The organism is Pseudomonas sp. B21-051 (genome assembly GCF_024748795.1).
In the GTDB taxonomy this organism is placed as follows: domain Bacteria; phylum Pseudomonadota; class Gammaproteobacteria; order Pseudomonadales; family Pseudomonadaceae; genus Aquipseudomonas; species Aquipseudomonas putida_A.
On the sequence record NZ_CP087166.1, the window covers coordinates 5,874,001 to 5,897,215 of the forward strand.

20 protein-coding genes are annotated in these 23,215 nt (G+C 61.1%); all 20 read right to left on the reverse strand.

The window, feature by feature from the left end; translation table 11 throughout:
* Window positions 1-23: 23 nt before the first annotated feature.
* Window positions 24-1,025: a serine/threonine-protein kinase gene (locus LOY52_RS26575; RefSeq protein WP_258677308.1), complete on the reverse strand. Its 1,002-nt coding sequence runs from the start codon at window positions 1,023-1,025 to the stop codon at window positions 24-26.
* Window positions 1,022-1,750 carry a PP2C family serine/threonine-protein phosphatase gene (locus tag LOY52_RS26580; RefSeq protein ID WP_258677310.1) on the reverse strand — a complete coding sequence of 243 codons (729 nt, stop codon included), beginning with the start codon at window positions 1,748-1,750 and terminating at the stop codon, window positions 1,022-1,024. Before LOY52_RS26580 ends, LOY52_RS26575 begins: the two co-directional genes overlap by 4 nt.
* A complete protein-coding gene (gene tssM, locus LOY52_RS26585) occupies window positions 1,750-5,289 on the reverse strand; it encodes a type VI secretion system membrane subunit TssM (protein WP_258677312.1) in 3,540 nt (1,179 codons plus the stop codon). Before tssM ends, LOY52_RS26580 begins: the two co-directional genes overlap by 1 nt.
* Before the next feature lie 13 nt (window positions 5,290-5,302).
* Complete coding sequence (icmH, locus tag LOY52_RS26590) at window positions 5,303-6,178, reverse strand: type IVB secretion system protein IcmH/DotU (RefSeq protein ID WP_003229559.1); 876 nt, start codon at window positions 6,176-6,178, stop codon at window positions 5,303-5,305.
* 5 nt (window positions 6,179-6,183) lie between these two features.
* Window positions 6,184-7,515: a type VI secretion system baseplate subunit TssK gene (tssK, locus tag LOY52_RS26595; protein WP_007962327.1), complete on the reverse strand. Its 1,332-nt coding sequence runs from the start codon at window positions 7,513-7,515 to the stop codon at window positions 6,184-6,186.
* Window positions 7,516-7,517: 2 nt separating this feature from the next.
* Complete coding sequence (gene tssJ, locus LOY52_RS26600; protein ID WP_007962325.1) at window positions 7,518-8,018, reverse strand: type VI secretion system lipoprotein TssJ; 501 nt, start codon at window positions 8,016-8,018, stop codon at window positions 7,518-7,520.
* 5 nt (window positions 8,019-8,023) lie between these two features.
* Window positions 8,024-9,217: a type VI secretion system-associated FHA domain protein TagH gene (tagH, locus tag LOY52_RS26605; RefSeq protein ID WP_258677314.1), complete on the reverse strand. Its 1,194-nt coding sequence runs from the start codon at window positions 9,215-9,217 to the stop codon at window positions 8,024-8,026.
* Between the two features lie 18 nt (window positions 9,218-9,235).
* Entirely contained in the window at window positions 9,236-9,376 is a 141-nt protein-coding gene (locus tag LOY52_RS26610) for a hypothetical protein (protein ID WP_003229566.1), read from the reverse strand.
* 330 nt (window positions 9,377-9,706) lie between these two features.
* A complete protein-coding gene (locus LOY52_RS26615; RefSeq protein WP_258677316.1) occupies window positions 9,707-11,227 on the reverse strand; it encodes a sigma-54-dependent Fis family transcriptional regulator in 1,521 nt (506 codons plus the stop codon).
* Between the two features lie 10 nt (window positions 11,228-11,237).
* Window positions 11,238-13,895, reverse strand: coding sequence for a type VI secretion system ATPase TssH (gene tssH, locus LOY52_RS26620; protein ID WP_258677318.1), 2,658 nt, complete (start codon window positions 13,893-13,895; stop codon window positions 11,238-11,240).
* Between the two features lie 11 nt (window positions 13,896-13,906).
* On the reverse strand, window positions 13,907-14,914 hold the full coding sequence (gene tssG, locus LOY52_RS26625) for a type VI secretion system baseplate subunit TssG (RefSeq protein WP_041071592.1): 1,008 nt from the start codon (window positions 14,912-14,914) through the stop codon (window positions 13,907-13,909).
* Entirely contained in the window at window positions 14,878-16,665 is a 1,788-nt protein-coding gene (tssF, locus tag LOY52_RS26630; protein ID WP_115988606.1) for a type VI secretion system baseplate subunit TssF, read from the reverse strand. Before tssF ends, tssG begins: the two co-directional genes overlap by 37 nt.
* A 69-nt stretch (window positions 16,666-16,734) precedes the next feature.
* Window positions 16,735-17,157 (reverse strand): hypothetical protein, encoded by a 423-nt coding sequence (locus LOY52_RS26635; RefSeq protein ID WP_258677321.1) that lies wholly within the window; start codon window positions 17,155-17,157, stop codon window positions 16,735-16,737.
* 7 nt (window positions 17,158-17,164) lie between these two features.
* The gene (locus tag LOY52_RS26640) at window positions 17,165-17,551 is read right to left on the reverse strand and encodes a hypothetical protein (RefSeq protein ID WP_258677323.1); all 387 of its coding nucleotides are present in this window, start codon (window positions 17,549-17,551) and stop codon (window positions 17,165-17,167) included.
* Window positions 17,552-17,630: 79 nt separating this feature from the next.
* Window positions 17,631-18,560: a DUF6402 family protein gene (locus tag LOY52_RS26645; protein WP_258677325.1), complete on the reverse strand. Its 930-nt coding sequence runs from the start codon at window positions 18,558-18,560 to the stop codon at window positions 17,631-17,633.
* 12 nt (window positions 18,561-18,572) lie between these two features.
* Window positions 18,573-19,097, reverse strand: a complete 525-nt coding sequence (locus LOY52_RS26650) for a PAAR domain-containing protein (protein ID WP_258677326.1) — start codon at window positions 19,095-19,097, stop codon at window positions 18,573-18,575.
* An 11-nt stretch (window positions 19,098-19,108) separates the two neighbouring features.
* Window positions 19,109-19,516, reverse strand: a complete 408-nt coding sequence (gene tssE / locus LOY52_RS26655; protein WP_007920274.1) for a type VI secretion system baseplate subunit TssE — start codon at window positions 19,514-19,516, stop codon at window positions 19,109-19,111.
* Window positions 19,517-19,525: 9 nt separating this feature from the next.
* Window positions 19,526-21,001, reverse strand: coding sequence for a type VI secretion system contractile sheath large subunit (gene tssC, locus LOY52_RS26660; RefSeq protein WP_003229584.1), 1,476 nt, complete (start codon window positions 20,999-21,001; stop codon window positions 19,526-19,528).
* 25 nt (window positions 21,002-21,026) lie between these two features.
* Window positions 21,027-21,530: a type VI secretion system contractile sheath small subunit gene (gene tssB / locus LOY52_RS26665; protein WP_003229587.1), complete on the reverse strand. Its 504-nt coding sequence runs from the start codon at window positions 21,528-21,530 to the stop codon at window positions 21,027-21,029.
* Window positions 21,531-21,562: 32 nt separating this feature from the next.
* A complete protein-coding gene (gene tssA, locus LOY52_RS26670) occupies window positions 21,563-23,125 on the reverse strand; it encodes a type VI secretion system protein TssA (RefSeq protein WP_258677333.1) in 1,563 nt (520 codons plus the stop codon).
* Window positions 23,126-23,215: the final 90 nt, after the last annotated feature.

Genomic DNA, 23,215 nt, shown 5'->3' on the forward strand with positions numbered 1-23,215 from the left:
GCTCCCTGTTCGAATGTCGTCCGTTACGCCCGAAGTCGCAACCGTTGCAGCCAGGACGAAGTGGCGCCCAAGGCGTCACGCAATTGATCGGCAGTGATGGTGCGTTCTGCCGCATTGAAGCTCAGCGCGGTTCGCAGCGCTGGCCAGCCGTGTTTCGGCAGGTTCGCCGGGGCTTGCAGCTCGCGCTCCAGGTGCTCGTCGCGGGCCTGGGTCGAGGGCAAGCGGCGGAACGGGTGTTTGCCGCTCGCCAGTTCATAGATCACGCAGGCCACGCCGTACACGTCCGCGCTGGCCGACAACGGTTGGCCCTCAAGCAGTTCGGGGGCGGCGTAGCCCGGGGTCCAGGCGTTGAAACGCTCGCGGCTCAGGTGTGGCAGGCCGGGCAACACGCCCTCGTCTGCCTGGCCGAGACCGAAGTCGAACAGGCGCAGCCCGTCTTCGCTGAGCATGACGTTGCTCGGTTTCATGTCACCGTGCAGCACGCCGCGACGGTGGGCGTAGGCCAGCGTATCGAGCAGCGGCAGCGCGATGTCGCGCGTTTCTTTCCATGGCAGGCCGAGGGGCCGCTCGCAGAGCAGTTTGTCCAGGGTCAGGCCACGCATGTATTCCATGGTGATGAAGGCCCGCTGGCAGTCGGTGTCGACTTCAAAAGTATGTGCACGCACGACGTTGTCGTGGCGCAGGCGTCGGGTCAGGGCGAACTCGCTGTAGAGCAAGGCACTGGCGTCCGGCGATTCGGCAAATTCTTCGCTGAGGATTTTCAGCGCAATGTAAGGGTCGGGATCGCCGAACTGCTCGTGCAGCAGATCCCGTGCCCGATAGACCGCACCCATGCCGCCCGCCCCGAGCAGACGCTCGATGTGGTAGCGGCCGGCGAGTACGTCCGGCAATGCACCGATGCTGGCCTTGGTCGGCGCCAGCAACGGCTCGGCGTTGTTTGCCTTGGCGAAGGCGAAGTAGGTCAGGTTGTTGGCCTGCTCTTCGCTCATCAACAAGTCATCGACTGAGGATTCGATTTCAGTCATTGGCGGATCACCACGGCAGTCAGGTTGTCCCGGGCGGCGCCACGCAGGGCGCCGTCGAACAGGCGTTCCAGCGCCACATGCGGCGCGCTGAGGCTGAGGGCGTTGCCGAGGGCATCGCTGCTCAGGCCCTGATACAAACCATCGCTGCACAGCAAAAACGCATCGCCCGGATAGACCTCGAGTTCGAGGACATCCAGGGTCAGCTGTTCAGCGGCGCCGACGGCTCGGGTCAACGCCTGAGCCGCCGGGTGCGCTGCCGCCTGTTCGACGCTCATCTGTTGCTCGTCGATCAGTTGCTGTTGCAGCGAATGATCTTTGGACAGCTGATACAGCCGCTGCCCGCGCCACATATAGCAACGGCTGTCGCCGGCCCAGATGCAGGCCGCACGATTGCCTTCCACCAGCAGCGCCACGACGGTGCTGCCCATGATGCTGTCGTGACGCCCGGCGGTGACCGTCAATTCCTGCCCCAAACGCCGGTTCAGCCAGTGCAGGCACTGGCGGATGGCTTTGAGGCGTTCGTCGAAATCCTCGTGTGGCGGCAGTTCAGCCAGGCTGGCGACGATCAACTGGCTGGCGATGTCGCCACCCTGATGACCGCCCATGCCGTCCGCGACCACCCACAGCCCCTGCTGTGGCGAGTCGAGGAAGGCATCTTCGTTGCGCGCCCGCACCTTGCCCGGGTCGGTACGCGCCGCGCTGCGCCAGGGACTGGCCACCAGCATCAGAGCTGCACCGGCATACGGAAGGTACGCAGCACGCCCATGTCGAACGGGTTCGGCGTGCGCTGGCTGGTCAGCAGGTAGTTGGCACGCAGGCCACCCACGTCGGCTTTCAGCACCAGCACGTCGCGACCGGTCAGGTATTCGGTCTGCATCAGGTCGAACAGACGGAACAGTGACCATGGGCCGGAGTTCTTCTCGATACCGATCGGACGCCCGGCCATCTTGTCCATCACCAGGCTGGTGCGACCGTCTTCAGCATCGGTCGGCCACTTGAACGTCATCGGCAGGATCGGACCGTGGCGGTATTCCATGGTCTTGTCGCCGAACTTGAACTCGGAACGGCTGACGGCCGGATCGAGGGTGTACGGCTCCAGCTTGAACTGAACGGTCGGCTCGGCCGGATTGATCGAGAAGAAGCTCTGACGAATGGTCAGGGCTGCTGCCATCTGGTCGAGGTACATCTTCGATACCGGCAGGCTGTGACCGTCGACGCTGCGCATCCGGTAGTTGCCCGGATCACCGCTGACGAACGGACGCATGTAGCTGTCGAAGAAGCGGTCGACGGTGCCTTGAGCGCGGAAGAACTCACGGAAGTCGCTGATCGCCACGTCGCTGGTGCTGCTGGCGCTGAACGGATAACGCTTGCTGATGGTTTTGCCATACACGCTGTACAGCTCGTTCTGATAACGGCCGTTCAGGTATTGGTAAGCATCGTTGAGCACCAGGCGCCACGAGTCCTCGGCCAGCACGTTGAACCACACGCTCAGCGGACGCGGCAGGCGACCCGAGGCCGCACGCAGGTTGGTCAGCGCATCACGCTGGCCGCTCATGCGGGTTTTCGCCATTTCGAACGCGGCTTGTTCCGGCGTGCTGGAACGGGCCAGACCGGACAGTTGCAGTTGCAGGTCGTTGAGCGCGCTGATGGCCGGGGTCAGGTCTGCGGCCGGGCCGTTGTTGTCGTCGAGCAAACGGTGCAGCGGCTCGAAGCGACGTTGCAGGGATTTCTTCGCGGTGTCCGGCAGGCTCTTCGCCACGTTCAGCGCCGAAGCCTTGTCGGCGACCGCCGAGGCCAGTTTGCCGACCTTGCCCAGTTTGCCTTTCTGCCCTGCCAGTGCATCGGCAGCATCACCGGCTTCATCCACCGGATCGGCAGCCGCCGGGAAGCGCGTGTTCTCGCGCACTTCAGTGAGCAATGCCAGCACCGGCGAGTTGGCCGACGTCAGGCCCGCCAGTTGCTCGGCGCCTTCACCGGCGTCGCTGATCGGCGGCAAGGCCACCTGGCCAACGGCCTCGCTCCAGTAGTTGGCGTAGTCGCGGAAATACAGCTGCTCCAGCTCGACCATCAGGCGACGCAAGTCCATGTCGCTGATGCCCGCACCTTCGCCCAGCACCCAGTTGTCACGCAGGATGTCGGTGACCAGCGCCGAACCCTGCACCGAGAAGTACTGCTGATAACCCTGCTGGGTGTAGAAGCCCGGGATCACGTATTCGGTGCCGATGAACAGCGAGCCCTGCGGGCCGAGGTGTTGGCTGAAACGGTACTCCGGCAGGTTGCGCGCTTGCTCGCGGAGCATGCGATAAACCACGGTGGCCAGCGATTCGGCACGCAGCACCTGACGTGCCTGAGTCACCAGCTGATCGTTCAGCGGGTAGATGAACGGCTGCTTCAGCAGGCGCTCGAGGTGGGTGTTCAAGCCGTTCTGCACCGCGGTGTTGCCGGTGTAGCGCTGCGACCAGTCAGTGGCGACCCAGTCCTTGAGCCACACCGCGTCACGACGGTCTTTCATGTTCAGCATCAGGTACGCACGCAGGCTGTTGAGCAGCTTGTCGCGGTCCTTCATATTGGCGCGGATCTGCCCTTCGAGCATTGTCGCGACCCGTGGCAGCAATTGCGCTTCGAGCTCGTGCTCGTAGGCTTGCCTGACCACCGGATTGACGTCTTCGCCCTGATACAGACCGCCACGCTCGTGGTACGAGACGTCGCCCTTCTTCGGGAACACCTGAGTCGCGGCATAGCTGGTGTCGAGGGTTTTCAGCACGCCCATTGCATCATCACGCGGGGTCAGCGCCGAACGCTGCTGAGTCCAGTTCTGCGCCAGTGTGCGCAGGTTTTCCAGACGCTCATAGTTGGCCGAGAAACCACCGGCCCAGAGCATGCCGAACAGCGCCAGTGCCGCCAGTGCGCCGACGTACAACGCACGCTGGCCCCAATGGATGCGGCTGCGCTCGCGCTTGTCGAGGCCGGCCAGATCCGACTCGGGGAAAATCACTCGGCTGAACAGATGATGGATGAAGCGCGAACGGCCACTGCGCAGGGTCGGCAGCACGCCGGCACTCATGCCGAGGCTGGCGCCGATGCCGGCGGTAGTTGCGTCCATTTCCTGCGTCAGGTGCGGCGCACTGGTCAGGTAGAAACCACGCAACAGCGACGCGCGCTGATAGCGGTTGCCGGTGAACGCCATGTCGACGAACAGGCACAGGCGCTCGCCGATCTGCCCCAGTTGATGCGGGAAGTCGAGGATGCGGCCACGGCGCTGGGTATCGCGCTCGGAGTGCATGCGCATGATCACCTGATTGTTCAGGCGCCGCAGCAGCTCTTCGAACTCGCCGCGCAGTACCGCGACGTCGGTGCCGACCTGATCCTTGCGGAAACTGGTACCCAGCACCTGATCACTTTCTTCGCGGGTCAGTTGATCGAAGAACTCGTCGAACCCGAGCAGCTTGTCCGCCTTGCTCAGCACCAGATACACCGGCACATCGACGTGCAGTTTCTGATAGACGTCTTGCAGACGACCGCGCACCTGGCGCGCCAGGGTGTCGATGTCCTGCTCGCTGCCACCGATCAGGGATTCCACCGGAATGGTCACCAGCACACCGTTCAACGGACGCCCGCGACGACGCTTGCGCAGCAACTCGAGCAAGGTGGTCCAGGCACTGCCGTCGACTTCCGCGTCGGGCTGTGTGGTGTAGCGCCCGGCGGTATCGATCAGCACACCGTGGTCGGCGAAGTACCAGTCGCAATGACGGGTGCCGAGGGTGTCGCGGGTCAGCTTGCGGTCGATCTTGTTGATCGGGAATTCCAGCCCGGAGAAGTCCAGCAGACTGGTCTTGCCGGAAGCCTGCGGACCGATCAGCAGGTACCACGGCAAGTCATTGCGCCAGCGTTCGCTGCGGCCGCGATACAGGCTCGAAGTCTTCAGGGTTTTCAGCGCGTCCTTGAAGCGCGCCTTCAACTCTTTCTGCTCTTCTTCGATCAGTTCGTCACGACGGATACGATCCTGGCCATCTTCGGTTTCTTCGACGGCTTTCTTGCGGATGCCCGCGCGCCAGCTGACGAAGACCATGGTCAGGCCCCAGATCAGGAACAGCACGCTGATGGTCAGCAGACGCGAGGTCGCGCTCTCCCAGAACTTGTAGTCATCCACCGCCAACAATGGGCCGACGAACCACACCAGCAGCGCCACGAACAGCACCAGCAGCAGAGTCCAGACCCAGGTCTGGCGCAGGAAGGCGCCGACTTTCTTGAAAAACTTTTTCATCACACGTCCCTGTTTACGGCTGCGACTGCGGTTGGACCGCGGCCGGATCAAGCGGCTGATAAGGTTGCAGAACGGTGTCGCGCTGCTCGCCCAGGACCCAGGCGAAGCCCGAATACATGACCACCAGGCAGACCAACGTGAACAGCACCACCATCCACGCCGGCACGATGCGCACCAGGTTGCGGCGCTGGTCGTTGAGGCCTTCCCAGTGCGGCGACAACTCGCGCGGCACGTCGCCACGCAACTGACGGATCTGCCGGTACAGGGCGTCGCGGATGCCTTCAAGCTCGAGCATGCCACGCGCCTGCACGCGGTACTTGCCTTCGAAACCGAGGGACAGGCACAGGTACATCAGCTCAAGCATCGGCAGGTGCTTGACCGGGTTCTTCGACAGGCGATCAAGCAGCTGGAAGAACTTCTCGCCACCGAACGTCTCGTTGTGGAAGCTGCTGAGCAGGCTCATCTGCGACCACTCGCTTTCGTTGCCCCACGGCGTGGTCACCACAGCTTCGTCGACCACGGTGCAAAGCACGTAACGCGCGGCCATCACCTGGCTGCTTTCGGCGCCGTTGTGCAACGCGCGCACTTCAAACAGCTTGAGCCCGGCGGTCAGGCGCTCGTTGAGCGCGTAGAGGTCCTCGCGGGTTTCGCTGTGCTTGAGGCGCACCACTTCCGAGAGCAGTTCGGACGACGCCGCCACCAGCGAATTCAGGCTGATGTTGAAGGCTTCCGCCGGGCGCAGGCGCGCGGCGTAGATCATCCGTTCTTCCAGTTGCTCGAAGCGCGGCGGCGCGGCGAAGTCGGTCAGCGGACTGGCTGCCGGTCCGTGGCCCTGACGATCGAGCAGGACGGTTTTGTCGTCCTGGTTGTAATCCGTTTCCTTGATCATGGCGGTCAGTTCCTGATGGCCCAGAATTTCAGTTCAAGCTCGGCGAATTCGCCGGACACGTGGAACGCGAAGCCGCCGGAGCGCTCGAGTTGCGCCAGGTCTTCGGAACTGAGTTCGAGGATGAAGTAGGTTTTGTTCGAGTGGAACGCGATCTGCCGCGGGGCCACCGGCAACGGTTTGACCTTGATCCCCGGCAGGTGCAGGTTGACCAGTTGGCGGATGCGCTCCACCGGGCCGACCTTGAGGTGCGCCGGCAAGCGGTGGCGCAGTTCTTCGGAGTCGCAGTTGGCACTTGCCGCCAGCACGAACGAAGCCGAGCCGAGCAGTTTGTGGTCGTGCAGCGGCGACACGATGATGCCGTATTGACGCGCTTGCAGGATCAGTTCGATGGCGTGCTGTTCGAGCACCATCGACAGCACCTGACGAATCGCTTCCATCAGTTTGCGGAAGCTCGCGCCCTGATCGGCGTGGGAATAGCGGCTGTCCAGACGCGGGCGCTTGCTGTCGCTGGAGAAGGTCGCCAGATCGCCAAGCATGGTCAGCAGCGTGCGATACAGCTCTTCCGGATGCACCTGCTCCAGACCGAGGTAGTGGCGCAGCAGCAGTTCGGTACGGTTGATCAGTTGCAGCATCATGAAGTCGCCGACTTCCGCGCCACCGACCTTGCCGTTGGAGCGGATCCGCTCGGCGATCGTGTCGCCCCGGTGGTTGAGCATGCTGATGACTTCTTTCAGGCACGACAGCAGATAGCTGGACGCGTGGGCCTGAATGTAGGTCGGCACAAAGTCCGGATCGAGGCTGATCACGCCGTCGGGTGTGGTGTCGAGCACGTCGCAGATCTTCAGCTTCACGTAGGCCTGATCGCTCTGCTGCTCACCGAGCAGCAGTTTGAAATCCGGGCGACCACAGCTGACCTGACTGGCGGAATCGTCGCCGGCGTTGGAGTCGGCCACTTCGGCGTCGTACGCGGTGTAACGCGCGAGCACGTCGGACTGCTCCGGGCGGCGCGCTTCGATGTGGTTCCCGGTAACCAACGGCAGCGCCAGGTAAATCGGCGTGTTACCGGTGTTCGGCGGCACGTCCAGCGCCAGCGGCTCGGTGTTGCCGCCGAGTTCGAACAGGCTGCCGTCCGGCAGGATCCCCGAGGCGGCACTGATCACCAGTTTGCCCATGTTGAGGAACTGCAGGTCGATCTCCAGATTGAGGAAACCCCAGGTGTAGCCACCCAGCAACTGGGTGCGGGTTTTCATCTGGTGATCGTAATAGCGATCGTTGTGCTGGAAGTGCTGCGGCCGCAGCAACATGCCTTCCTGCCAAATGACTTTATGGGTATTCATGTTCAGTCATCCGCCTTGGCGAGCGCTTCATGGGTGTTGCGGATACCGGCCTGATCCAGGGTCAGATCGGCCTCGGTCAGCTCCAGCGGGGTGACCTGAACGGTGTAGCGCCACTTGGTTTCCGGCAGATCGCGATACGCAGCGAGGACGCCAACGTAGCGGCTGCCCTCCTCCACGCTGAGTTTCATTTCCACGGTTTCACCCGGGCGCAGCTCGAGCTCTTCGCTGGCCACCAGATCCGGGTTGAGGGATTCCTTGGCGCGCTCGTAGAGGCTGAAGAAATCAGCGTTCTCGAAGGTCACCGGGTGCTTGAGTTCGAACAGGCGCACGACGATCGGCGACGGTCGACCGTTGAGGTCCGGGTTGAGTTGATCACTGCCGGTCAGTTTCAGATTGATCTTGGTCACTTTCGAGTACGGCGACAGCGACGAGCAACCGGCGAGCAGCACCAGTACGGTGAGCGCAGTCAGCGTCTTGAAAAAAGCGGTCGAGCGGCGAGACATGCGCATCATCCTTGGTGGTCGGTGTGGAGGGTGGAGATCAGGCGGATCTGTTCTTCGTAGGCCTGGGCGAAATCGCGGGCCAGCAGACGCTCGCTCCAGTCATCGTCCTGACGCAGGGCCTGGTGGTAGCGGCCGAACGCTCTCCAGCGTCCGCCCGAGGTGGCGATCAACGGCTTGTTGTCGCGCTCGAAACGCAGGGTCAGTTGTTCCGGCGAAAAGTGCTCCAGGGTGCCGCGCACGGCGGCGCGGCTGGCGGTCAGCAAGGCCACCTGGTGCGCCTGCAGATCGCGGAACGCCCGAGAGATCGCTTGCTCGGCCGGTAGGTGCCCGGGCTTGTGCGGCTGCAACAGAATCTGCAGCGCTTCGCTCGGATCGACGGCGAATTTCAACGGGTTCTTGTTGGTGCCTTGCACGGTGGTCTGGGCCAGCCGCAGTTCGTTTTTCAGCTCCGAACGGGTACGCAGGCTCTGCTGCAAACCGCCGATGCTCTGCCGCAGCAGACGTGCGGCGTTGAGTGCCAAAGCTTCGCGCGCGTCGTGATCCAGACCTTTGACATCCACGCCCAGCGCCGCACCGAAATGCTCCCAGAACCCTTCGCTCTGACGCTCGACGGCTTTCGGGACCGGAGCAGGCTCGGGCTCAACCGGGGCGACCAGTTCGGGCACCATCAGGCTTTCCATGTCGATGCGCGCATAGTCGGCGCGCTGACGGGAGTCCTCGGGCTTGGCGGTCGGGGCCAGCAGTTCGTCGATTTCCGAGTAGACGCGCTCCTGCTGTTCGATCGCGTTCAACGGATCAAGGTCGAGGAAGGCGTCGTCCGGAATGATGCTGCCGGCGGCACGCGGCCGGCCGACTTCGCCATCGAAGGTCGCCGGATCGCGCACCAGCCGTGCACGAATCTCGAAGTCGCCGAGCACGTAGGTGCTGCCGTGCTCAATGCGCACCGGTTCGCCCTTGTGCAGGCGTGCGCCGCTGCCGCCGTCCTGGACGCCGTTGCTGCTGGTGTCGGTCAGGAAAAACATGCCTTCGCGGTAGCTGACAATCGCGTGGTGATTGGACAGGTGACGCTTGCGGTCAGGAATGATCCAGTCGCAGTCTTCGCCTCGCCCGATCACGCCGCCTGCCTGTTTGAAGGTCTTCTGGCACAACTCGGTGGGCACGAACTGCTTGGTGTTCAGCATTTCGAAAACCAGTTCCATGTTTGATGCTCCTTGCGGTCACTTGCCGCGATTGACCGCTTGCGGATCACCCAACGGGCGATAGTCGTTGTCGTTGAATTTGTAATTGCCGCTACAGCCGCCAAGGCCGCATAGAACGACGAGGGTCAGCAGGACAGCGTGCCAGTGACGAACAGACATCAGAGGGTCTCCAGGGGTAGACAAAGCACAAAGCGCCGACCCTTGCGGGCGGCGCTGAAATTAATTCTTTGGGTGGTCTCGAAGGCTCTACATCGCGGCCTTGAGCCAGACCACCGAGGCGTACGCACCTCCTGTGGCAAGTGCGCAATCTGTGGCGAGGGAGCTTGCTCCCGCCGGGGTGCGCAGCAGCCCCAAAACCAGACACTGCGGCGCAACAGAGAAATGGGGTTCGCCGGGTTGCGACTGCTGCGCAGCCGAGCGGGACGGTGCGACGATTCGACAAGCTCCCTCGCCACAGGGGAATGTTCCGATTCAGGACACTTCTGCAGGTCAACCATCGAAGTCACCCAAGTTGATATTCAGGCGCCCGAGGCGGTACAGCAGCGTGCGGCGCGGCAGGCCCAGTTCGCGGGCGGCGAGGGTCTGGTTGCCGTCGTTCTTGCGCAGGCAGTCGAGCAACAATGTGCGTTCGACTTTTTCCAGGCGCTCGCGCAGATTCAGGCCGCTGTGGTCTTCGGGCATCGGCTCCATGCGCAGGGAGAAATGCTCGGCCAGCAACTCGCCGCCCTCGCACAACAACACTGCGCGTTCGACCAGTGCCTTGAGTTCGCGCACGTTGCCGGGGAAGGTGTAACCGGACAGGTGTTCCAGCGCCGCGCTCGACCAGCGCACCGGATCACGCTGCAGATACGCGCAGGTCTTCTCGGCGAAGTGCTGAGCCAGCTCGAGGATGTCGCCTTCGCGCTGACGCAGGGCCGGCAGCTCGATCGGGAACTGCGCCAGTCGGTAATACAGGTCCTCGCGGAATTTGCCTTCGCTGACCAGCGTCGACAGATCGCGGTGCGTCGCGGCGATGATGCGCACATCGATCTTGTGCGTATCGTTGGAGCCCAGCGGACGGATCTCGCCCTCCTGCAACACCCGCAGAATCTTCGCTTGCAGCGACAGCGGCATGTCGCCGATCTCGTCGAGCAACAGCGTGCCACCATTGGCCGCATCGAACAGCCCCGCGCGGTCGCGATCGGCCCCGGTGAACGCGCCTTTGCGATACCCGAACAGCTCGCTTTCCAGCAGGTTTTCCGGGACTGCCGCGCAGTTCTGCACGATGAACGCCTGAGAGCGACGCGGGCCGCAATCGTGAATTGCCCGGGCCACGACTTCCTTACCGGTGCCGGTTTCGCCGCGCAACAGCACGGTGTAAGGGCTGTGCAGGACTTTGCTGATCAACGAGTGGGTCTGACGCATCGCCGCGCTTTTGCCGATCAGGCCATAGCCGTTGATGCTCGGCACACTGCGCGCCACCGTGGCCGACTCTGCCGGCGGCTGGCGCAGACGCTGCAGCAAGTGCAGCTGACCGAGGACGAACGAGCCGAGCTGGCCAAGGGAATCGGCAAAACCCTGCAGGTCGACGTGACGACGACTGGCGCACAGCAGCAGGCCTTCAACCGCCTTCTGCTGATTGACCAGCGGCACGCACAGCAGCGATTGCCAGGCACCAGCGGTGGCTGGCAGAAAGCTGGTTTCGTGCAGGCTGGCACCGAGATCGTCGAGGCACACCACGCGGTTCTGGCACAGGGCAAACTGCAGCAACTGCTCACCGTTGTAGTCCGCCGGCAGGCTGGTGGCGGCGCGCGGTTGCAGCGTGCCGTCGAGGCATTCGGCGTTCATCCCCAGGCAGGTATGGGTGGCGTCGAGCAGATACAGCTGGGTCAATTCGCAACCGCTCAGCTCGGCCAACCCGCGCACGAAGTCACCCAGCAGCGCAGCACCGTCCGCCGCGCGCGACAGGCTGGCGAACTGCGCCAGCAAGGCTTCGGCATAGACCAGTGGCTGCGGCACTTGAGTGAACATCACACCCACCTCAGGCAAACTCGCACGTCACGCTGGCGTTGCCGTCGAGCGTGGCGTGCACACGCTTGAGGCTTTCACCGGTGGCCATCGCATCGAGCAAGCGGTCGGCTACCAGCGGCAGCACATGCTGATCGAGCAAATGGTCGATCAGACGCGCACCGCTTTCGCTTTGCGTGCAGCGCTCGGACAGGTGATCGACGAGTTTCTGGCACCAGCTGAAATCCAGCTGACGACGGTTCAGGCGCTCGCCAAGACGACCGAGTTTGATCTCGATCAGCTCGCGCAACACCGGACCGCCGACCGGGTAGTACGGCACCACTTTCATCCGCGCCAGCAGCGCCGGTTTGAAGTGTTTGCTCAGCACTGGGCGAATGGTCTCTTCGAGCAGCTCGGCGGTCGGGCGGGCGCCGTCTTCGCAGAGGTCGCTGATCTTGTCGCTACCGAGGTTCGAGGTCATCAGGATCAAGGTGTTGCGGAAGTCGATCTCGCGACCTTCGCCGTCGTTGGCCACGCCCTTGTCGAAGATTTGGTAGAACAGGTTGAGCACGTCCGGATCGGCCTTCTCGACTTCATCGAGCAGCACCACCGAGTACGGCTTCTGGCGCACCGCTTCGGTGAGCATGCCGCCCTCGCCGTAACCGACGTAGCCCGGTGGCGCACCGATCAGACGCGATACGGTGTGCTTTTCCTGGAATTCGGACATGTTGATGGTGGTGATAAAACGGTCGCCGCCGTACAGCAGGTCAGCCAGAGCCAGCGCAGTTTCGGTCTTGCCGACGCCGCTCGGGCCGACCAGCAGGAACACGCCGACCGGCGCATCCGGTTTGTTCAGACCTGCTGCTGTGGCGCGCATCGAGCGGTCCAGTGCGTGCACGGCTTGCTCCTGACCACGGATGCGCGTGCGCAGGTCGGTGGCGAAACTGGCGACCTTGGCGTTGTGCTCGCGGGCCAGTTGCGCCAACGGCACGCCGGTCCAGGCGCTGATCACTTCGGCCACCAGGCGCGGGCAGACTTCGAAGCTGACCAGACGTTCCTTGACTTGAGCAGCGGTCAGCGCGCTGTGGGTCTGGTGCAGTTCGGCTTCCAGCGCTTCGACGCTCTGGCCTTCCTCGACCTCGGCGGCGATGGTTTCGATCACCGTGCCTTCGGCGTCTTCTTCAACGCTGACGGTCGGCTCGACAGCCGCGGCTTCACGGGCCTTGGCCAGTTGCTGACGCAGCTCCAGCAGGCGCTCTGCCAACTGCTTCTGTTCGGTCCACAGGCTTTCCAGCGCGACCATTTCGCTTTCGGCTTCGTCCAGTCGCGCTTCCAGCGCATCCAGCGCTTCGTGGTCGATCAGCAGACCGGCCTCGGCATCGCGACGCAAGGCCTGACGCTGACGACCGCCTTCGGCCAGTTCGCCACGCAGGCGTTCGAGGCTTTCCGGGGCAGCGGCGAGGCTGATGCGCACGCGGGCACATGCAGTGTCGAGCACATCGACAGCTTTGTCCGGCAGCTGGCGACCGGCCAGATAGCGGGCGGACAACTCGGCAGCGGAGACCACCGCGTCATCCCGCAGGTAGATGCCGTGGCTCTTCTCGTAGACCTGCGCCAGACCACGGAGGATGGTCACCGCTTCGCTGACGGTCGGTTCGTGCAACTGCACCGGTTGAAAACGCCGGGCCAGTGCCGGGTCTTTCTCGAAGTATTTCTTGTACTCGGCCCAGGTCGTGGCGGCGATGGTGCGCAGCTCACCACGGGCCAGCGCCGGTTTCAGCAGGTTGGCCGCGTCGGAACCGCCGGCGTTGCCGCCCGCGCCGATCAGGGTGTGGGCTTCGTCGATGAACAGGATGATCGGTTTCGGCGAGGCTTTGACCTCGTCGATCACGCCTTTAAGACGACGCTCGAATTCACCTTTGACGCTGGCGCCGGCCTGCAGCAGGCCCATGTCCAGCGACAGCAGCTCGACGCCCTTGAGCACCTGCGGCACTTCACCGGCAGCGATGCGCGAGGCCAGGCCTTCGACGATGGCGGTTTTACCGACGCCGGCCTCACCGACCACGATCGGGTTGTTTTTGCGGCGACGGGCAAGGATGTCGACCATCTGCCGGATCGCGCCATCGCGGCACAGCACCGGGTCGAGTTTGCCGTCGCGGGCCTGTTGGGTCAGGTTGTGAGTGAAGCGCTGCAACAGCGATTCGCCCTGCGCTGCCGGCTTGCCATTGGCGGCCGGTTGCTCCTGTTGCGACAGGGCAAATTCCTTCAGGCGATCGATGTTCAGTTTGGCGAGCAGCGGCTGGTAACGGCTGCCGGCGTAACGCATCGGGTTGCGTAGCAGCGCAAGGATCAGCGCAGCGTCTTCGACCTGGGTCTGGCCCAGTTCGAGGTTGGCCACCAGCAGCGCGTCTTGCAGCCACTGCACCAGTTCCGGGGCGAACACCGGGTTGCGCGAGGCGCTGTGTTCAACGCGAGATTGCAGCGCGGCGCTCAGTTCACCGGCATCGACATCCGCATCCTGCAAGGCGCGCGACAGCAAGCCGTTCGGACGCTCCAGCAGCCCCAGCAGCAGGTCTTCGACGAGGATCTTGCTGCCGCCACGGGCCACGCAACGTTCGGCCGAACGCTCCAGATCGCGACGGGTTTCGGCGTCCAGCGCCTGGATGAGTTGTTGCAGGTCTACGTTGATCATGGCTCACGTCCTTAATGAATTTTGCTGCCCAGGGTGACCACGCCGTCTGCTTTTTCGCAGCCCAGCCAACTGGTCCATCCCAGGCGACAGTCGTTCTTCTCACCAATGCGCAGTTCGCGGATTTCTTCCGGGCGCAGCACCAGGCGAATGTCGTAATCGAGCGGGTCACGCAGGGTGAACCGCACTAGCGCGCACAGCGGCTGGTAACCGAAACCGATCGGCAGGAATTCGTGGAATCGCTCCCAGTCGAGTTCAGTGATGTGAATGCGGAATTTGCCGCTGCGGTCGCGCACTCGCTCGCCCAGCACCAGGTCCTCACCGAGCAGGCTGTTGGCGCGACCGAGGCGGTTGCGCTGCTCGTCGAGGATCTCCACGCGGCGCTCGATGCACTGCTCGATGACCAGGTCTTCGTGCTTGAAGTAGTAACGCAGTACGGCTTCGATCAGCGCTGCGGAGTGCGCGCGCAAGCTGAGCAAACCGAGGTATGGCAGCAGGCGCTTCCAGTTCAGTTCCTTGGCCTTGCGGATCTCGTCGCCACCCAGACCGATCAGCGCAAACAGCTGCGACGAGAACGGGTCGATCGCGCCGCTCTGGAAGCTGGCGCGATAGCGGTACTTGCGCCAGATCGGCAGCATCAGCCGTTGCAGGCGATGGTGGAACAGGTCGAGGAAATTGCGCGTCGGATTGCCGTCCTCGCTGTCGCCCAGCGCTTGTTCGCCGTAGAACGCCGGCAGCGGCGAACCCGAGCCGACCAGCCCGATCAGGTTGAAACGCATGCGCGCGCGCATCTGCCCGTGCTCTTCGAAAAACTCCACGCGATCGACGTCGCTGCGCGGAAAGCCCAGGCTCGGGTTGGCCTGGAACTCCACCTGATCGTACAGATCGTCTTCGCTCAGGTACGGGTGCGCCTCGCGCAGCCGGTCGATCACCAGCAGCACGGCCTGAAACAGCGAGTACTCGCGTATTACCTTGGTCAGCCCGCTTAAAGCAGGGGCTGCAGGCCCATACGTGGTGTCCATTGGTACACCTCTCCCTGTGTGCTTTTTACCCGCAGCTCGTGGTACGAATTGAGACTGGCGTAAAGCGCGAAAAACTCGTTAAGAACCGAAGCGAAAACGAACAGGTCGCCTTCGCCGATATACCCTTCCGGGTCGATGGTCAGTTCGGTGCGCAGACCGCGTACCGGCAAACCACGGTGCAGCCGGTCGACGTGGTGGTGCTTGATGTGCTTGAGGCCGCCGAGCAGGCGCTTGCTGACCTTTTCCGCGTGCTGGTCGTAGTAGCGCGGCAGGTCGTAGGTTTCGAGAATCACCTTCAACGCGTTGACGTCGGCCAGCGACAGATAGTTGAGCGACATGTTGCTGATCAGCTTCCACAGGAAGTCACGGTTCAGCGGCGGCGCAAAGCTCGACGTGGCCGGGGTAATGTTGCGGAAACTCAGGAACTCCGGGGTCTCTTCGCAGGCCATGCAGATGTCGCCGAGCTTGAGCTTGCGCGGCAGGTTCTGGTTGGTGCAGATCAGCTCGATCGACAGGGTTTCGTGGGCTTCGGTGTGGCGAATGCCGAAGCTCAGGTAGGTGTCGAGGCCGTCGTGCAGCAGCGACGAACGCTGGCGGATGCTGTAATGCGGACGGCTGTTGGGCACGTCGAAACTCGGGTCATGCTCGAAGGATTCGAACGGCACGTACTCCTGATAACCGAGGCCGCCGGGCTTCCAGCCAGTCACGGTTTCCACCGAGAACACGCCGCAGTTTTCCAGATCGTATTCCGCCGGCAGCAGCAGGTATTCATCCTGTTTGCCGTCGAGGCGGATCGGCAGCGCGTCGTGGGCGAACAGGTTGGCAATCGGCGTGCAGAACAGCTTCACGTTATCCAGGGTCGGCCGCATGCGCATGATGCCGCTCTTGCGGATATCGAAACGCAACTCCAGACCGCGCATCTGCTTGAGCGTGTCTTCCGGTAGCGCCTTGAGGATGTCCAGACCGTTGACGTCGACGAACAGGAACTTGTCCTGGAAGGCGAAGTATTCCTGCAGGTAGCGATAGCCACGGAAGGTGTTCAGCGGATACGGGATCAACGCTTCTTCTTCGGCAAAACCCACCGGCTTGACCCGGTCACCGGGAATCTTGAACGCCATCGGCTTGCCGGACACGCCATCGATCGGCTTGCCGGCGCCGTCGAGCGGGATCAGCTCAATGCCTTCCAGGTTGCGCAGCAGGCTCAGATACAGCATCTGGCTGATGTAGCGCTCGCCGGCAAAGTGCAGGCGCAGTTTGCTCAGTTCCAGCTCACCGAGGTGACCGTCGGCGCTCATTTCCAGACGCAGGCTGAGCAGCGAACCGTCGCCCTTCACCGAGTAGTTCAGCGCCGCCAGATCCAGCGGCAGCACCTCGGTCGGGTAGCAGGTGCGGAAACGGCAACGCACGTCTTCGATCGGCTTGCTTTCAATCGGCGTATCGCGCTCGACCACCAGTGCCGGGCCGGAACGCTTCAGCGGATCAAACTGCAGAATGCTGAACGCCGGCAGCGGGCGCATGTAGTTCGGCCACAGCAGCTGCATCAGCGAATGGCTGAGCTCCGGCAGCTCGTCGTCGAGCTTCTGCCGCAGACGCCCGGTGAGGAACGCAAAGCCTTCCAGCAACCGCTCCACATCCGGATCCCGCCCGGCCTGACCCAGGAACGGCGCCAACGCCGGACTACGCTCGGCGAAACGGCGACCGAGTTGGCGCAGTGCGGTGAGTTCGCTTTGGTAGTAGTGGTTAAAGGACACGGGTTACCTGCCTGGTAGTGGAACTCATGGAATAACTGTCCCGCGGATTACGCTCGATGTCCGATCTGGTCATTGGATTGCACCTGCAGGCTGACTTGGCTGAATGCGACCTGCGATGTTTCGCAAAGCCCAACGCAACTCGATGACTTGAGTGGTGAGGATCGCCAGCAACGTGACGCAGCCTTGAGCTACGCCGTAAAACAGGGCTCTTAACGGGTTGTCGGGTAGCATCCAGAGCAGGATGAAGCCCACCATCAGAAAAAGGATGGCCAGCTTGGCGACCAGACCTGGAATCAGCGCAACGATCAGGTTGACGCCCAGAAAAATGTAAAACAGTGCGTAAGTCGCAATGCCGATGGCGACACCATGGGAGGTAAATCCGCCGTTCAAAAGCCTGTAAGCATGTACAACCGCGTCATTCAAAAATGCATAAGCCACGCATCCGAGGGCGTGGATTAATAGGCATAGGGCGAGACGAACGTAGCTGTTCATACTGCTATCAATTTTCCAGAATCTCGTAGGGTGTATTACTGATGAAAATATTCAGCCAGTTTTCTTCCCATTGCGGCATGGAAATTATAAAAGCCTTATCTTTCTTTTCGAAGGCGATCCAAGTAATTCCAACCTCAGCATCATCTTCGAATGTGCGCATATCCAACGACTGCGTATCATACAACGGGGTTCGATATACCTTCCCTGGCTCTTTTGAGTCGATAACTCTTAAATACGCCATACCGCCAAGCATAAAGATCCTGCCGACACGCACATTCTCAATTGTGTAGCGGCCCGAGGGGCTAGCTGTAGTTGTACTTGCAGGATACCCTAGCATTGCATTTACGCAATAAACGAGCAATGCAATCAATACCAAGAGCAAACTGATAGGCACTAGCCATTTCTTTCTAAGCGTAGTCATTTTTTTGCCACACCCACTTCGACAGAGATTGTACATGAGCAAAAAATGCGCATCATTTATTCCAAACATTAATAACTGTCATGGGAACATTCTGATATTTTATATCAGACAAAACCTGGAAATCACCGCCTTTTTTTAATTCCGTTCGATATTTTACAAAATGAGAATTCGTAATATAGAAATAACGCGAGCTTTCTATTTCCCGAAACATCGCCTGAGAGTCTTCTGCACTGATATAGGGGTTTGAAGCGATGTCTGACTTCATCTGCGCCGCACCGGCATTTGCAGTGGCCGCATAAGCCGGGTTGGCTATACCATCGAAGTTCCAGAACCCCAATGGCTGACTGAAATTGTCATCCGGTGCGTCATTGAAGTCATAGGCGTCCTCAGCGTAAAACCCAATTCGTTCCACAAACAGTTGAATGCTGTCTACGGAAATAACCAGCTTCCCTTCTGGAAATACGCGGACATTAAAGTTTGCCAGCGCAGCTCGCAGTTCATCCGTCTTCTCTATTAAACCGAACTTAACTGCTCGATTATTACTATATCCAAACTCTTCAACCTTCCTGGCGCTAGCAAACTTAAAAGGATAGACACCCGGCGCCGAGCCAAGATACTTATCTTTAATCTTCTTGCTTATATTATTGCGGCCTGCAGGATTATCCCAAGCAGATTTAAGCTCTTCAATGACAGTTTTCGCAGGCTCAAACTTTTCCAACCAAGCCATTTTTACGATGGTGTCATTTACGTAGGCGATGTCAGCAAGAGCAATATGGTCTTTAACCTCTTTACTCATGGCACCATCGGCAGTTGGCCATGGTTTGCCATCAAACCAATGGCGCATCAGCTTCGCAGCAACTGGCCACTTCATCTTATCCATCGCATCAGGTATATCTGTGATTTTGAATTGACGGACAGCTGCGGACTTACCAGTTTGGTTACTGGCCGGCGTCAGACTTGATGCTATTTTCATATCCGCCATAACAAAATCCTTTTATCCAATCACGACTTCAGATTGCTGTTCAATAATCAACTCATAGGGCTCCGCTACAGAGGACGAGATTTTTTGCGTCTTCCCGTCGGCTCCCGTGACACCACTGATAACTTTTCCCGAGGCTGTTTTGAAACTGTATGCCACTCCCGCCAATGGCTTCCCGGAGTCCTGACAATTGATGACGTAGTGCTCGTTAAACGGCCACTTGATCTCCACCGGCAAAGGCGGCACAAACGGCGCCGGCGAGTGCGAATTACCGATAATCACCGTCCCGGAACCTGCCGTGACTTTATTGCCGTGAGAACCAACCGAACCTACGGTCGCAGCCGGTTTGCCATTGATCAAAACCGTGGTCGCCAGATCGCCGACCAACGCACCACCACACGCCGAGGCATCGCCTTGGCGGGCGGCCGCGAGGCCGTCGAAGAACACGTCGCCGGAACCGGCGGCGATCGGGTTGGTGCCGTGGCCTGGGAGTGGGCAAGCGGTGGGGTCGGATACGCGTGCTGCGGGTTTGCCAGACATCGGGGATCTCCTTAGGTGACCTTCACTTGACCGCTGCCATCCAGGCGCGCGGAAAAACTGACCTGACGCTTGAAACCCTCGACTTCCAGCAGGCCTTCGATGCTGAAGGCCAGCCGTAGCTGGTCGTGGTCACGCGGCAGGGAAATGACACGCACGTTGCTCAGGCGCGGCTCGTAGGCTTCGATGAAGTTTTCGATGGCCAGACGGGCCTGACTCAGGGAGTCGTGCAGGCTCAGACGCATGTCATTGAGATCGGGCAACCCGTAGTCGGCCAGCGTTTGCACGCTGCCGGCCCGGGTGCTGAGCATTTTGGCCAGATGGGCAGCCACCGACGCCATGGCACAAGCCTCGAGGCTGTTGCCCTTGCGTAGTTGCGCGTCGCCGTTGAGGCGCTCGAACAGGCTGCCGTATCCGTCCATGAGTCGCTCTTACTCTTTGTCCAGCTTGCCAACCAGCGACAGGGTGAAATCGGCACCCATGTACTTGAAGTGCGGACGCACGTTCAAGCTCACGCGGTACCAGCCCGGCTCGCCTTCAACGTCGCTGACGATCACTTGCGCAGCACGCAGCGGACGACGGCCACGGACTTCGGCGCTCGGGTTTTCCTGGTCGGCGACGTACTGGCGGATCCACTTGTTCAGTTCCAGCTCGAGGTCGGTACGCTCTTTCCACGAACCGAGTTGCTCGCGCTGCAGCACTTTCAAGTAGTGAGCCAGGCGGTTGACGATCATCATGTACGGCAGTTGGGTGCCGAGCTTGTAGTTCAGCTCTGCCGCCTTGCCTTCTGCGCTGATGCCGAAGAACTTCGGCTTCTGCACCGAGCTGGCGGAGAAGAACGCCGCGTTGTCGGAGCCTTTGCGCATGGTCAGGGAGATGAAGCCTTCCTCGGCCAGTTCGTATTCACGACGGTCGGAAACCAGAACCTCGGTCGGGATCTTGGTTTCGATTTCGCCCATGCTTTCGAAGTGGTGCAGCGGCAGATCTTCAACCGCGCCACCGCTCTGTGGGCCGATGATGTTCGGGCACCAGCGGAATTTGGCGAAGCTGTCGGTCAGCTTGGTGCCGAACGCGAACGCGGTGTTGCCCCACAGGTAGTGCTCGTGGCTGTTGGCAACGGTTTCCTTGTACACGAACGATTTCACCGGGTTTTCTTCCGGGTCGTACGGGTTACGCAGCAGGAAGCGCGGCACGGTCAGGCCGACGTAGCGGGAGTCTTCCGAAGTACGGAAGCTCTGCCATTTGGCGAATTGCGGGCCTTCGAAGTGGTCCTTCAGATCTTTCAGATCCGGCAGGCCGGTGAAGCTTTCCAGACCGAAGAATTTCGGGCCGGCCGCAGCGATGAACGGCGCGTGGGACATGCAGGATACGCTGGCCACGTATTGCATCAGTTTCACGTCCGGCGAGCTTGGGGACATGAAGTAGTTGGCGATGATCGCGCCAACCGGCTGACCACCGAACTGGCCGTATTCAGCGGTGTAGATGTGCTTGTACAGGCCCGACTGCATGACTTCTGGCGAATCTTCGAAATCGTCCAACAGGTCTTCTTTGGAGACGTTGAGGATTTCGATCTTGATGTTTTCGCGGAAGTTGGTGCGGTCGACCAGCAACTGCAGGCCACGCCACGACGATTCCAGCGCCTGGAAGTCCGGGTGGTGCAGGATCTCGTCCATCTGACGGCTGAGCTTGGCATCGATCTCGGCGATCATGCGGTCAACCATGGCTTTCTTGACCGGTTCACCGTTGTTCTGCGGCTTGAGCAGTTCTTCGATGAACGCCGACACGCCACGCTTGGCGATGTCGTAGGCTTCGTCGTCCGGAGTCAGACGGGTTTCGGCGATGATGCTGTCGAGAATGCTGTATTCGCCGCTTTCGGCGCTCTTCTCTTGTGCTGCGCTAGTGCTCATTGTGTTGGCTTCCTTGGCTGGAGTCTCAGGCGTCCGGGGCTGCGGCGTTCAGGCCCAGCTCACCGAGTACGCGACCGCGGGATTCGTCGTCGGCGAGCACGCCTTCGATCGCTTTACGGAACGCAGGTGCGTTACCCAGCGGGCCTTTGAGGGCCACCAGCGCATCGCGCAGTTCCATCAGTTTTTTCAGCTCAGGCACTTGCTCGACCAGGCTGGCCGGGTTGAAGTCCTTCATCGAATTGACGCGCAGTTGCACAGCCAGCTCGTCGGCCTCGCCATCTTCCTGCAGACGGTTCGGCACGCTCAGCGTCAGACCCAGCTCTTGCTTGGCCAACACTTCGTCGAAGGTCATCTTGTCGATGCTGATCGGCTTGCGATCTTCGATTTTGCGATCGTCCTTGCGGTGGGTGTAGTCACCGATTGCCAGCAGCTTGAGCGGCAGTTCAATCTCTTCCTGAGCACCGCCGGTGGCGGGTTTGAAGGTGACGTTGATGCGTTCCTTGGGGGCTACCGAGCCTTCTTTGGCCATGGCTTTTCTCCTTGCGGTTGTGGCCCTGGGGCCTATTCGAGTACCACTTCGAGGTCGAGGTGGCACAGCCTGCGATAAATCTCTTCCTTGCGTTCACGTACGGCATGGTTCTGCGGCAACAACTCGCAGCAGCTATGCAGTAAATGCAGCACTTCCAATGCAAGATCGGGCTCCCAGGCGTGCAGGCCTGAGTCCTGTAATGTCTGATCGAGGGTTTCGAGCTGGTTCTTGGCCAGTTCGTACTTCTTGGCCATGAAGCACAGCCGGGCAAGGGCGAACTGCCAGAAGAACCGCTCGCGCCCGCCGTGAGCCGATTGCAGTCCTTGCTTGAGCGTCTGCACGGCAGGCTTGAGGCCTTCCTTGCGCAGCAACGGCAGCACTTCCTGCAGGGCCTTTTCCCAGGCGGGCTGGGTTTCGATGTCATCGGTTTCGACCTTGCGCGGCGCGCTGGCGCTTTGCAGGTGCGGCATGACATTGCCGGCGATCCACGCCCGGGTGGACGGATCGGCAAACGGCGCGCCGTCATGGAAACGACATTCGATGATGCCGGGCAGGCGCTGAACCAAAAGCGCGAAGTGGATTTCCACTTCGCGCATTGCCATCTCGGCGTTGAGGTTCTGGAGACATTCCCAGACCATCCTCTGGCCATCGAACCAGAACGGCGCCTTCGCCAGGCTCGCCTCCAGTTCCACCAGCAGGTCGGCGTATTTGCCCTGATCGAAGCGATCCTGGTACTGCTTGAGTTTGTCCACCGGCAGTCCGCGCAGCACGGTGATCTGCTCGGCGTTGCGTTCGGGCACCGCGTCGATCGGCAGCCAGAGCAAAGTGCGGTTCAGGCGCAGGGCGCGCAGGTCGGTGGCTTTCTGTTTGAGCCACCAGGCACACAATGGACGCGCACTTTCCTGCTGGGCGCGCAGAGCCTTGTAGGCGTCTTTTTCGTTATCGATCGGCGCGCCGGGGGCCATTAGCTGGCTAGCGGCCTGCTTGACCTGCGCCACCGCTGCGCCCACCACACCGGGGGCCGGCTGATTGTCGGCCGCACGCTGGATCATGGTTTTCAGGCGACGCGAGAGCGGCAGCAGCAGCGGTGCGTCATCGCCCAGGTGCTCGGTGCATGCGGCATCGAGGCCGGCCAGATGCTCGGACAGTTGCCGGAACATCGGCAGCTGTTCCTTGATCGCGATGTTTTCAGTGAGCACCTGCTCCAGGCGCGGCACCAGCCAGCCGATGGCAGCGGCACGGGTGCGCGGTTTGAGCGGGTGAACGTCGGCCCAGTGGTTTTCCGACAGATGGTGCAGCAGACCGAGGCCGGCCAGCAGCCCGGGGAAGGATTCACGCTGGTACAACGACCAGGTCAGCCAGGCGCCAACACGTAAATCCTTGGATTGGGTACGCAGCAGATTTTCGCTGTTTTCACGGATTTTCAGCCAGTCGATCTGCCCGCTTTCGTGCATCGACGAGGCTTTGGCCAGCTCGCTTTCCAGCGCCTCGAATTCGCTCGAAAAACGAACGTCTTCGCCCGCGAAATTCTCTTTGGAAACAGAGACTTTTGCGAGTTCGAGGTAATGGGCGGAAAGTTTGCTTGAGTAGGACATCCATGGCCTTTAATTAGGATTACAGTCATGCGCCTATTGGAGTTGCCGCGGCGCGGGACAGTATCGAAGAGCAGTGAAGCGACTCATCCA